The following is a 12609-nucleotide window of genomic DNA, read 5'->3' as shown; positions in this document are numbered from 1 at the left end:
CCACCTAAAGCAATCCTTAACTGGATTGCTTTTTTGCGCCAGTGACACGCGGGGGTAATCCCGTATGCTGAGTCAGAATTTGACCTTTCTTCGGTTGCGGTGGTGTTGATGAACGCTTCCGCGAATCCCCTGCAACTGAAGAATTCTTCTTCCGTGCAGTACTGTATTCACCGCTGTCTTTATTCAATGGTTGATTGGTTGGGATCAATTGATGTTTGGCATTTCCAATCAAGTCGGCACGTCCCATACTTTTCAGGGCTTCACGTAATAGCGGCCAGTTGTTTGGATCATGGTAACGCAAGAAAGCCTTGTGCAAACGACGACGTTTTTCACCCTTCACGATATCAACCGTTTCGCTACCACGACTGACCTTACGTAGCGGATTCTTAGCACTGTGATACATTGCTGTGGCAGTCGCCATCGGTGAGGGATAGAAGGTTTGAACTTGATCCGCACGGAAACCATTTTTCTTGAGCCACAATGCCAGATGCATCATGTCCTGATCGGTTGTTCCCGGATGCGCCGCAATGAAATATGGAATCAGATACTGCTCTTTACCCGCTTCTTTGCTGAAACGATCAAACAGTTGCTTGAAGCGATCATAAGCCCCTATCCCCGGCTTCATCATCTTCGACAATGGGCCGCCTTCGGTATGCTCAGGAGCAATTTTTAAGTAACCGCCGACATGATGTGTCACCAGCTCTTTGACGTATTCAGGATTCAATACCGCTAAGTCATAGCGCAGACCTGAGCTGATCAGAATCTTCTTCACCCCTTTAATATCACGCGCTTTACGATAGAGCTGTGTCAGATGACTATGATCGGTATTTAAATTATCGCAAACCCCGGGATAAACACAGGAAGGTTTACGGCAATTCCTTTCAATCTCTGGGTCTTTACACGCCAGACGATACATATTGGCCGTTGGACCACCCAAATCCGAAATGACACCAGTGAAACCCGGGGTTGTATCGCGGATACTCTCAACTTCACGTAAAATCGACTCTTCAGAACGGTTTTGAATAATCCGCCCTTCATGCTCTGTAATCGAACAGAACGTACATCCGCCAAAGCAGCCACGCATGATATTGACCGAAAATTTGATCATATCGTACGCGGGAATACGCGCATCACCATAGGCAGGATGTGGGATACGGGCATATGGCAAATCAAAGACGTAGTCCATTTCTTCAGTCGATAGTGGGATCGGTGGCGCGTTCAGCCACACATCGCGATCACCATGACGCTGAACCATCGCACGGGCATTACCTGGATTGGTCTCTAAATGCAAAATCCGATTAGCATGGGCATACAGCACGGGATCATCCTTGACCTGATCGTAATCGGGTAAACGGATGACGGATACGTCACGTGCTGGCATACGATGCTTAATGGCTTTACTGATCGTACTGCTTGGCCGCAATGATACAATCTGGGTATCTTCATCGACCGTACGCGTATTCACGATCTCAACATTGACGATCGGATTAGCAACCACTTCTTTAGTAAAGCCGACATATGACGCAGGATTGGCCGCTTGATTCTTTGGATTCGACTTCTCGACATCACAGCTTGGCAAGTCTTCGGTCATCACATAAGGATTGATAATCGCATCGACACGACCTGGATTATCGACATCGTTGCTTGCGACTTCAAAATAGCCCGCTTTGGCAACTTTACGCGCTTCGTTCAAAATAAAACTGGTACCACGCAAATCTGTAATCTGATCTACGGTATCACCTTTTGCCAAACGATGAACCACATCTACGATAGCGCGCTCTGCATTACCATAGAGCAAAATATCGGCTTTCGCATCGGTAATGATTGAGCGGCGAACTTTATCCTGCCAATAATCATAGTGAGCAATACGACGTAAACTGGCTTCAATCCCCCCCAAAATAATCGGGACATCGGGATATGCCTCACGACAGCGCTGAGAGTACACGACCGATGCACGATCAGGGCGTTTATCAGGTGCGTTGCCCGGTGAATAGGCATCATCAGAACGAATTTTACGATCTGCTGTATAGCGATTGATCATCGAATCCATATTGCCAGCTGTTACACCGAAACAATAAACAGGTTTACCTAATACCTTAAACGGTTCGGCTGAATGCCAATCAGGCTGAGCGATGATCCCCACACGGAAACCTTGCGCTTCAAGCAATCGCCCAATAATCGCCATACCAAATGACGGGTGATCCACATAGGCATCGCCACTGATGATAATGACGTCGCACGCATCCCAGCCAAGTAAATCCATCTCTGCACGACTCATCGGCAAAAATGGCGCAGGCTCAAAGCACGATGCCCAGTGTTTATCATAGTCAAATAATGGCTTCGGTGTAGCACCGGAAATGGTATGGGGAGCAGACATGGCAAGCAGGCTTCTAGCTAAATAAGCGAATTGAGTGAAAACCGCTCATTTTAGCATGAATCTGTTTCATGAGGAGAGAATTAAGAGCTCTCTTACGACATCTTGGATAAACTCAAAGCAAGCGATTGCCCTCTTAAATCACATCAGGTTCGCCAAATCCGAGGCAATTCTTCGCTCAAATCAAACCATCGGCGTCGCAGTTTCGCGCGAACTCCTGCAAAGCCATCCATCGCTTGTCGGGCATCCATGCCTAAATAACGCGCAACCAATACCCCATCCAGCAAGGTGACAACAAGGGGCATTTGCATCATCATAATCAGATCACGCAGCACTTGAACATCTTGAGCAAGTAATGACTCATCACGTCTATGAATCGGGGGGACTGCTAACATCATCCCACTCACGGAATGCCCGTTTAGTCCTAACGGCGAGGTTAGCCAACGATCCCCTCCATTCAGTATTAATCGATCATCAATACATAATCTCCCCTGACGTAACAGAGACAAATGACTGCAATAATGCCCATGTAGAAAATTTTCATCTCGTGCTTTGCGGCCAATGACCAAAATATCCCAACCGATAAAGGCAGCACTATCGTGTAAAGTGATCGTCGTTTGACTCTGTGCAATGGCTTGGTCAAACAACATGATTTCTTGCGGTAGCCACTCCAAAAATCCATCGTGTTCGACATCGAGATGAATCGTTTGTTTGGCTAATCGACCATCGCTTTTATACCACTTGCCCGCACCGGGTGTGGTGAGTACGGCATGGGCTTGCTGACCTACAACCACCTCAATATGCAGCTCATCGCCCCCTGCAATGCCTGCTGGAGGATGAATCATAATCACATGACAAACCCCTGTTTTCTCTGGCCAGAGGGCTTTTTGGACACGAAGGGGTCCAATGCTTTTACGATGATGCAGCACCGTGCGGGTAGGCACATGAGAATCGACTTGAGATGAGAATCCAAGTTCTAAGCGGGCTTGCCAAGGCGTATGGGCATGATGAGAGGGTAAAGCGCTCAAACAAAATCACCTTCAGTTTGCAAAACGGTTTTTTGAAGTCTAACGCGTTATTGTGTATTTAAAATAATGATTTCTAGGTCAGACTTTTAACGCATGTCTATCATTGATACTGAGCAGGAATAGATTTTCCAATAAAAACGCCACAACTTGATCCTTCAAGAATGTGGCGTTCTTTTCAACTAAGCAGTTATGCAAATGCTTAGAATGTTAAGCCCAATGAGCCAACGATTTGATTGTCTTGTTTTACACCAAAGCGGTTGTCACCACCAACGATGTATTGCAGACCCCATGTACCGCCTTTAATCGGTAGTGGGTGTGATAAACCCAATGTTACGTGACGGAATGCAAATGTTTTTGCATCTGGATTTCCATCTGGGTAGGCAGGATTAAAGCCAGGTTTATCAGCTTTAGTACTGTTGATGTAGTCACCTTTTTTACCGTAGGTGTACAAGCCAACCTGACCTGTGAAGGTGAAGTCCTTAGGCAATGCATGAGTCCAAGTTGCCAAGTAGTAGGTATCACCAGTATTACCAAAAGTCACGTCATTCAATAGTGTCTGTGCAGTGACACTGACTTCGCCATAGCTCAAGCCCAATTTGGTTTCGTAACCAGTTGATGCCCAACCTGGGGTATATACGTATACAGTACCACCAACGGTATAGCCAATGCCTGAATTACCGAAAGTACCGGTGTAACCACCATAGATGTCGCTTTCTGTTGAATTTTGTGAGTGCTTGCCAGTATGGTCTGGATTCAAATCAGCATAGCTGTAACCCAGTGTAGAGAACCAATAGCCAACATACAGACCATTTTTCAATACATAATCTAAACCACCTTGCAATGCAGGGGAATCCATTTCTGGACCATCAGTTCCTTTTGATCCATCTGCGAGTTTTGGACCATAAGTCTGAGTGATACCACGAAGAATGTACTTCGATACCACATTGATGTTACCTGTCAGAGTACCTTCGTACGGTGTGCCCGCAAGAACGGTATCAGGATTAGCATCTTCAGCATGAACAAGACTCACGCCCCCAACCAGAATCATCGAAGATACCAAAGCTTTCAAAGCTGCTGACTTCACGTTTGCTACTTTCATATTTCATGCTCCCCAAGAACATCGAATTCATCATTTATGGATATCACCAAACCTTTAGTTGAACTTATTGCTAAGCACCCTAAGAGTCGTGAGACTTTTAATTACAGTCGAAAGTATTAATACAAATGTCATGCCAAGTTCACAAAACACCTATACATTGATACCGTGGTTATCATAAAACAGGTGTTTTTGTACCGACATAATCTTTATATATAATTTACACATACGACTGTAAAGAGGATGTAAAGACGCTTTTGAACAAATAAAGCCAATAAGTGACGCAGATCACCCTATTACCGACTTAACGTTATATTTATATAAATCGTGAATGCTCAAATAACGCACCAATTAAAATCACAATAAGCACCAGTTTGGTGCGTAAATTAAAAAACGATTTTAAGCTCTCTTTTTACTGCCTTTTTTTGCCTTTTTCCGCTGTCACGAGACAAACAACCCTAGAAAAAATATGAATCTCATGTATCATTAAACAACCTAACACAAGCGATTTCCTTCAATTAAAACGCTTAATAAAAAGTGAATATTCGATCGTTTCGCCCTTAATACAACTTGATTGGGACACTAAAAAGCCAATTGATGGAGATACCCACTTGAATGCCGGCGTTTTGTCCATCTCCATAGCAGATCCATCAAAACCGATTCGTGTCGTCCAGATTTCAGATACCCATTTATTTGAAGATACCTCCGCCAAACTACTCGGGATGAACACCGAAGATAGTTTTCAAGCCGTAATCTCTTTAATCAAGAAAGAACAGTTTCAACAAGAATTCTCCCCCGATCACTCAAATACTCGTTTCTCTAAGGATGTTGAGCTCTTTTTAACAACGGGAGATACCGCACAGTCTCCCGCACAAGCAACTTATAAACGCTTCTTAGACGTTATGGCTACGCTTAATCGCCCCTGTGTCTGGTTACAAGGCAATCATGATCTAGGAGAACTGTTAAAAGACAGTACAGAGTGTAGCAACATCAATATCGTAGAACTGGGAACGCATTGGGTCATCTTGATGCTCAATTCTGCAAAAGATCATGAGATCTCAGGTCAATTTACCACTCAAGAATTAAATTGGCTGAAAACGACTCTGGCTCACTATCCAGATCGACATGTCATTATTGCTCTACACCACCACCCCCTAAATGTGAACTCAACATGGCTGGATGAATCAGGACTCCTGAACGCTCAAGCCTTTTGGGCAATCATTGACGATGCTCCGCAAGTCTCGTTAGTCATTCATGGGCATGTCCATCAGGAGTTTGAGGCAAAACGCGGATCGGTTAAAGTCTTAGCCTGCCCTTCGACTTGCATCCAGTTTAAACCCCAAAGTGACGCTTTCACGATCGACAAATTACCACCGGGTTATCGCTGGTTTAATTTATATGCAAATGGCAAAATTGAGACAGGTGTTTCCAGATTGGAAAAACTACCGGCAGGCGTTGATTTTAACTCGCAAGGCTATTAAGCCCTTAGCGCTTTTTTTGTATAAAGAATGCTGTATTGTATAGAATCACTTGCCAGCGCCAATAAACCATGATAAAAGACGCGCTGAAAATGGATCGTAAAATGCTTTTTATCGAGAGTTCTTCGATCAAAACATTACTGCGAACCTTTCTAAGGTTATTCAACTGTTGTTCGCCTGCTTTTGTATAAAGCCGCAACAAGACTGATATTAAGGAGGTTTTGACTTCCCTTCACGATAAAGTGATGTTATTAGTCGATACAGTGCCATGCTAATTTAACAATTCTGATAGATCATACGAGTTGATATAGTTCATAAGGACTTTAGCGAATGACGATGACCACAAGAAAAGCAGAGTGTTCAACGCTGCAAGAAAATGAGGCGAGCTTACTATTGTCGCTAACGGATCTCGCTTATATCGCTCAAAACCGATCCGCTCGTAATTTATCAAATATCGCACATGATGACGGTGCACATAGTCGTCGTCTTAGAAGCAACACCAGCAACGGTAATCCATGATATGACAGACTCTATTAAATCACCACGTAAAAACGCCGTAAAATCAAAAGCAAAGTCTGCTACGACTGCACTTGCGGGCACAGCAGCGAGCTTATATGGCATTGATCCATACGTTCTGACTGACGGTGAAGAATACATGTCAGAAGGTCAGTTGGATCATTTCAAGCGCATTCTGACCGCATGGCGCGCAGAACTGATGCAAGAAGTGGATCGCACGATGAGTCATATGCAAGATGAATCAAGCACCATGGCTGATGTTAACGATCGCGCGACGCAAGAAGAAGAGTTCGCCATTGAATTGCGTACCCGTGACCGTGAACGCAAACTGATCCGTAAGATCGAAAAATCGATTAAAAATATTGAAGACGAAGATTACGGCTATTGCGAAACTTGTGGTATTGAGATCGGTCTACGCCGTCTTGAAGCACGTCCTACCGCAACGCAATGTATCGATTGTAAAACACTGGCCGAGATTAAAGAAAAGCAAAATAACGGCTAATCCCGTCATATTGCTGTGAGTTACCTCATTGTCTGAAGTTCCTCGTTATACGGGTCGGTTTGCGCCATCGCCAACCGGCCCGTTGCATTTTGGCTCCCTCGTCACAGCTCTGGCCAGTTGGTGTGAAGCTCGGGTACATCAAGGACGCTGGCTAGTCAGAATCGAAGATACCGATCTTCCTCGCAATCAACCCGGTGCCGAAGCAGAGATATTAGCTCAGCTCGAAACCTATGGGTTCATTGCGGATGAACCTATCTCACGTCAACAAGATCGCATCGACCTGTACAACCAGATTCTGGATGATCTTGCCGCCCAAGGCGACCTCTATGGCTGTGCATGCAGTCGTAAACAACTGACGGGATATGCCGCTTATCCCAACACTTGCCGTGGTAAAAAGCTCTCGTTGACAGGCAATGCAGTGCGCTTACGGGTATCGGATGACATCCTCTGCTTTCAAGATCAACTGCAAGGTCAAGTCTGTGAAAATTTGAGCAAAAGCACAGGTGATTTTGTGTTAAGACGCCGCGATGGCATCATCAGCTATCAACTCGCCGTTGTCGTGGATGACCATCTGCAAGGCGTCACCCATATCGTCCGTGGCGCGGATCTACTGGATAACACGGTTCGTCAGATTTGGTTACGCCAGTGTCTACGTGCAACGACATCCGAGCCGATCATTGAACCTATTTATACCCATATTCCGTTAGCAATGAATGCTCAAGGACAAAAGCTGTCGAAGCAAAATCGGGCACTCCCCTTAGATGTCAAAAAGCCTGTAGAAAATCTACAGGCTGCATTCGTGGCATTAGGGCAAGACGTTATCTATGCCAGTAGTCCAGAACATTTTTTACGGCAAGCGATTACAAGCTGGGATATCAACCGCATTGCAAGGCAAACGCAGTTAGATGGTCAGTTTTAGTCGATTACTCTTTCAATTCATCCATCGACCCACTAACCACCCAAATATGCATCTCTTGCACTGCGCGGTTTTGGTTTTTGCGTCTCTTGATCAATCCGCAATAACACACCCACCATCATCAACGACATAATCAGCGACGTTCCACCATAACTAATGAAAGGTAAAGTCAGACCTTTGGTTGGTAGAAGCCCCATATTCATCCCGCCATTCACCAAAATCTGCAGCAGGAAGATCACCGAAATCCCATAAGCCAGATAGCCTGCTGATGCATGTTGATTCACCAACGCCCGATGACCAATGCGCATACAGGAAATCACCATGATGAAAAGTAAGGAGAATAAGCAAGCAATACCCACAAAGCCCAGTTCTTCGCCGATAATCGCCAGCAAGAAGTCGGTGTGCGCCTCGGGTAAATAGGACAGCTTTTGGACACTATGCCCTAAACCCGTTCCGGTTATTTCACCACGACCAAAGGCAATCAAACTCTGTTTGAGCTGATAATCTGCACCCAGTTCATCATCCCAAGGGTTGGCGAAAGAAGTGAGACGGCGCAATCGATACGGTTCAAAAACAATCGCCGCAACTAAAGCGATTAAGGCCCCTGTTAACAGTACGCCAAATTGACGTATCGGTGCGCCCGCCAAGAAGAACACGGCCATCATACTGGCGACGACCACGACACTCGCCCCAAGATCCGGTTCAAGCAGTAACATGAACAACACGGATACCATCGGTCCCAGTAGCCGGAAGAACCCCGACCAACTAAAACGAATTTCATCTTCGCGGCGTACCACGTAATCGGCGGTAAACAATACCATGACAAATTTAGCAAACTCAGAGGGCTGAAACGTGAAACCCATTAAACGAATCCAGCGCTTAGAGCCGTTAACGTCAGCACCAATCCCCGGAAGCAGAACCATGATCAGCAGAATCAATACGATGAACCACAATAAAAAAGTCTGCGCAAACCATGCCTTGAGCGGAACCTTCATGGTGAGGAAAACTGCGAAAACACCGATAAACAGATAAATCAAATGACGTGTAATAAAGTACAGCGGCTGATGATATTTATAGTCCCCATACGGAATCGATGCGGAGCCAATCATCGTTGTTCCGATACACAACAATGCCACAATACTGAATATCAGCAAGCGTCTGGCCGTCAGCTCATCCGCAAGTGACGGTAAACTGGTGAGACGTTGCCAAAAAGTATGCAGTTTAGATTTCACACTGTTCGTTGATTCTAAAGCCATGTCTCTGGTACCTATTGTTGTATAGCAATTGCGCCAAACTGATATGCATGATGCGCAACTGACCGCACCACATTCAATTCATCTTTGATTAATGTCTTTGGATGAGCATCAACCTGCGAGAACAAGTTGTTCAAATTGGCGACCACGATCTTCATAATTCAAAAACATATCAAAACTTGCACAGGCAGGTGATAACAATACGGCATCACCCGCCTGACTTACCTCGCGGCAATGCGCCACCGCTTCGGCCAATGATGTCACATGAATGAGCGGTACTTGGTGATCAAAGAGTACCGGTTGCAGCGCCGCCTCAATTACTGCGGCATCTTCACCAATCACCACGACAGCGCGTGCAAAATGAGCCAAGGAGGTCGCCAACGGCTTAAAATCCTGTCCCTTGCCCACGCCCCCTAGAATAACGGCCAGCTTATGACTCGGTTGATCAGAATGCACTGAGGCAAGAGACGCGCCTAAACCTTCAATGGCCGCCAGTGTTGCACCGACATTCGTCCCTTTAGAGTCATTATAGAAACGCACACCGTTCTGCTCTGCCACAAACTGACAACGATGCGCCAACCCTGCAAATGTTTTAAGTGTATCCAACATAGATGCCATCGGTAAACCTACAGCCTCACCCAATGCCAGCGCCGCCAAGGCATTAGCTACATTATGACTTCCCTGAATTTTCATTTCAGAAGCCGCCAATAAACGATTACGCCCTTTTGCAAGCCACAAGGTGCCATCCAAGTCGCGCAGTACACCAAAATCATTCATATCCGGCGCACTTAGACCAAAACTGCTCATCGGTGTACTGTCTGAAATCAAAGGGCGTGTTAGGGCATCATCCCTATTAATCACATAGCGTTCGCATTGTTGAAAAATACGATGCTTAGCAGTGTGATAGCCCAGCATATCGCCATGACGATCCATATGATCTTCACTTAAGTTCAAGACCACGGCCACTGCGGCTGCAAGATTCGTCGTTGTTTCTAACTGAAAGCTGGAAAGCTCTAACACAATCAGTTGCGGATCATTTTCCAGCAGTTCTAACGAAGGTTTGCCCAAATTACCACCTACAGCAACACGTACGCCAGCGTTCGCCGCCATTTCACCGACCAAGGTCGTGACCGTACTTTTAGCATTTGAGCCCGTAATCGCGACAATCGGCGTCTTCGTCGCACGGCGTAATAATTGAATATCACCAATGACTGAAACACCGGCGGCAAGTGCAGATTGGACGGCGGGTTCAGACAGAGCAAGACCCGGACTGATGATGATTTCATCTGCACGGCAGAGTAACTCAGCATCAAGCCCGCCCAAATGACAAGCGATATTTGCAGGCAAATCAGCCAATCCTGGAGGATCAATACGCGTATCCGTCACTGCAACTTTATAGCCTTGGTCGACTAGGTAGCGCACGACTGATACACCTGTTTTTCCCAAGCCTGCAACAACCTTTAATCCGCCGCGCTGTATTAGCATGCCGCGCTCCTCATATGATGTGATATCTGTTTTGATGCTTAATATTACTTTTAGCGACGATTTAAAAAACCATTTTCCTCTAGCAGTGCAAGTGTCACACCGTGTCTAGATTCAGAGGGACTCCCTGTATCGGCTGCACGATCACCAAGCATCAAACGCTCTAAGTAACGTGCCAGCACATCCACTTCTAAATTGACCAGACTACCGACTTTCCAGTCATCAATATTGGTATGCTTTGCGGTATGTGGGACAAGGTTTAGGCTTAAAACGGCACCATTTAAATGGTTAATGGTCAAACTAATCCCATCGACCGTAATCGAGCCTTTTTCAGCCAGATAGCGCGCCAATTCACGTGGCGCACGCACTTCGTAATACAGGGATCGCGCATCTTGACGATGAACAATAACTTCCCCCAAGCCATCCACATGACCGCTGACCAAATGACCACCGAGACGTGTCGTTGGTAAGAGTGCTTTTTCTAAATTAACCTGTGTCCCAGTTTTCCATTGCCCAAGTGTTGTACGTCTTAATGTTTCACTAGAAACATCGGCCACGAAATAGTCTGCAGCCATATCAATGACGGTCAAACAAATGCCATTGGTTGCAATCGAGTCGCCAAGGTGTACATCACCCATCGACAATCCTGCACTTTTCTGACTATTTGCCGTCTGAATGGTCACACGAACATCCCCCCCTTGTGGGGTAATCGCACGAACAAGACCAACAGACTCAATAATTCCAGTAAACATATTCTTCCTAAGCAATTGATTTCAAAATTTATTATCTGAAATATTGTAAGTTACATACCAAAACCAACATCAGCGACACTGAGACTTTACATAAAATCCATAATTAAATCGGGATAAAGGCCAATAATCACTACAAGTTCTGTAGCTCATGCGTTTGCCTGCATATATTAACCTAATGACAGCGCTAAATCTCTGATCCATGCTTAAGCCCATAGGGAAAACATGATCAGTGTATAAAATGAGCAAAAGAATAGAATTATGAGATGCAGATGCAGCTCAACGTTCAAGGCGACTAGTAATTTTTTTAACAAAGGAGCTTCTCATGAAGACCACAACGATTAAGAAAAGTATGATCATTACAGCCCTGATTGTGTCAATGTCAGGACTCTCACTTGCTCAGGCGGATGATCAATGGCGCGGACAAGATAATCGCGGTAATAACCCAGGTCATCAAGACCGTGGCGATCGAGGCAACGACCGGGGTAATGCACAATGGCAAGGCAACAACCGAGATAATGACCATCGTAATGACAACAATCGTGGGAATAACGGTTGGCATGGTCAACGCTTTAATGCCCCTGCCCCCTACGTTCGTCCACACGGTTATCAAGTAAGATCATGGAGAAATGGTGATCGCTTGCCGAATGGTTATCGTGACCGCCGCTACTATGTAGATTATCGTCAATACCAGCTTTCACCGCCGCCGCGTGGTTATCAATGGGTACGGGTCAATAATGATGTCGTCCTGACCGCCATTGCAACAGGGGTGATCGCCTCTGTGATTACAGGACTTTACTATTAAGAATGGTGCAATAGCCACGCATCCTTAAGTCACTTCATTGCTGCAATGGCGCATGTCATTGCAGCAATTTTTCGATGTGCTCTCCACATCAAAATTCGACATTTTTTGTAATCCGCATGGATTGGAAAATTTCAAATATTTAAAATATTCAAAATTACGCTTTTAAAATCAAAATCCTGCATTTAAAGAAAAATTTAAAATCCAATAATATCAATTTATTTATTTTTCCATTTAGACTAGAAAGCCAATAGCTTACACATCTATAATCGATAGATTACTTTTGCGTAAGCATTAGCGTACATTGTTTTTTTTTCAATTGAGCGATCAGCTTAACCTGCCAGCTATTTTTTAAATAGCGGCTCATGGAGTCGAGCCTTGTTCAGTCCACATAAGAATTCTCTAAATCTATT

Annotated in this window: 11 protein-coding genes; 5 read left to right on the top strand and 6 right to left on the bottom strand. The window is 45.2% G+C overall.

Going from position 1 to position 12609, the window contains the following annotated elements:
* Positions 1–16: 16 nt before the first annotated feature.
* From ACLHG7_RS10345 to ACLHG7_RS10335, 3 genes are all read right to left on the bottom strand, one after another.
* A complete protein-coding gene (locus ACLHG7_RS10345; RefSeq protein ID WP_410210951.1) occupies positions 17–2377 on the bottom strand; it encodes a YgiQ family radical SAM protein in 2361 nt (786 codons plus the stop codon).
* A 143-nt stretch (positions 2378–2520) separates the two neighbouring features.
* The gene (locus ACLHG7_RS10340) at positions 2521–3402 is read right to left on the bottom strand and encodes an urease accessory protein UreD (RefSeq protein WP_410210950.1); all 882 of its coding nucleotides are present in this window, start codon (positions 3400–3402) and stop codon (positions 2521–2523) included.
* A gap of 199 nt (positions 3403–3601) precedes the next feature.
* Positions 3602–4501 carry a TorF family putative porin gene (locus tag ACLHG7_RS10335; protein ID WP_114897939.1) on the bottom strand — a complete coding sequence of 300 codons (900 nt, stop codon included), beginning with the start codon at positions 4499–4501 and terminating at the stop codon, positions 3602–3604.
* 608 nt (positions 4502–5109) lie between these two features.
* Between ACLHG7_RS10335 and cpdA the strand changes: the two genes are divergently transcribed.
* The 4 genes from cpdA to gluQRS all read left to right on the top strand — a co-directional run bounded on the left by cpdA (position 5110) and on the right by gluQRS (position 7913).
* Positions 5110–5979, top strand: a complete 870-nt coding sequence (gene cpdA, locus ACLHG7_RS10330; RefSeq protein ID WP_410210949.1) for a 3',5'-cyclic-AMP phosphodiesterase — start codon at positions 5110–5112, stop codon at positions 5977–5979.
* 327 nt (positions 5980–6306) lie between these two features.
* Complete coding sequence (locus ACLHG7_RS10325) at positions 6307–6495, top strand: hypothetical protein (protein ID WP_410210948.1); 189 nt, start codon at positions 6307–6309, stop codon at positions 6493–6495.
* A gap of 1 nt (position 6496) precedes the next feature.
* A complete protein-coding gene (dksA, locus tag ACLHG7_RS10320; protein ID WP_410210947.1) occupies positions 6497–6994 on the top strand; it encodes an RNA polymerase-binding protein DksA in 498 nt (165 codons plus the stop codon).
* 28 nt (positions 6995–7022) lie between these two features.
* The gene (gluQRS, locus tag ACLHG7_RS10315) at positions 7023–7913 is read left to right on the top strand and encodes a tRNA glutamyl-Q(34) synthetase GluQRS (protein ID WP_410210946.1); all 891 of its coding nucleotides are present in this window, start codon (positions 7023–7025) and stop codon (positions 7911–7913) included.
* A 32-nt stretch (positions 7914–7945) separates the two neighbouring features.
* Here the strand turns inward: gluQRS and ftsW are convergent, their stop codons facing one another.
* The 3 genes from ftsW to ACLHG7_RS10300 all read right to left on the bottom strand — a co-directional run bounded on the left by ftsW (position 7946) and on the right by ACLHG7_RS10300 (position 11397).
* Positions 7946–9166 carry a putative lipid II flippase FtsW gene (gene ftsW, locus ACLHG7_RS10310; RefSeq protein WP_410210945.1) on the bottom strand — a complete coding sequence of 407 codons (1221 nt, stop codon included), beginning with the start codon at positions 9164–9166 and terminating at the stop codon, positions 7946–7948.
* 108 nt (positions 9167–9274) lie between these two features.
* Positions 9275–10648 (bottom strand): UDP-N-acetylmuramoyl-L-alanine--D-glutamate ligase, encoded by a 1374-nt coding sequence (murD, locus tag ACLHG7_RS10305; protein ID WP_410210944.1) that lies wholly within the window; start codon positions 10646–10648, stop codon positions 9275–9277.
* A 50-nt stretch (positions 10649–10698) separates the two neighbouring features.
* Positions 10699–11397: a riboflavin synthase gene (locus ACLHG7_RS10300; protein WP_410210943.1), complete on the bottom strand. Its 699-nt coding sequence runs from the start codon at positions 11395–11397 to the stop codon at positions 10699–10701.
* Positions 11398–11719: 322 nt separating this feature from the next.
* On the opposite strand from ACLHG7_RS10300, the gene ACLHG7_RS10295 reads away from it, so the two are divergent.
* On the top strand, positions 11720–12199 hold the full coding sequence (locus ACLHG7_RS10295) for an RcnB family protein (RefSeq protein ID WP_410210942.1): 480 nt from the start codon (positions 11720–11722) through the stop codon (positions 12197–12199).
* The last annotated feature ends 410 nt before the right edge of the window (positions 12200–12609 follow it).

This window comes from Aquirhabdus sp. (assembly GCF_046462495.1).
Taxonomy (GTDB): domain Bacteria; phylum Pseudomonadota; class Gammaproteobacteria; order Pseudomonadales; family Moraxellaceae; genus Aquirhabdus.
Note: the sequence above shows the minus strand (reverse complement) of the source record. Positions and strands in the feature narration are given on the sequence as shown.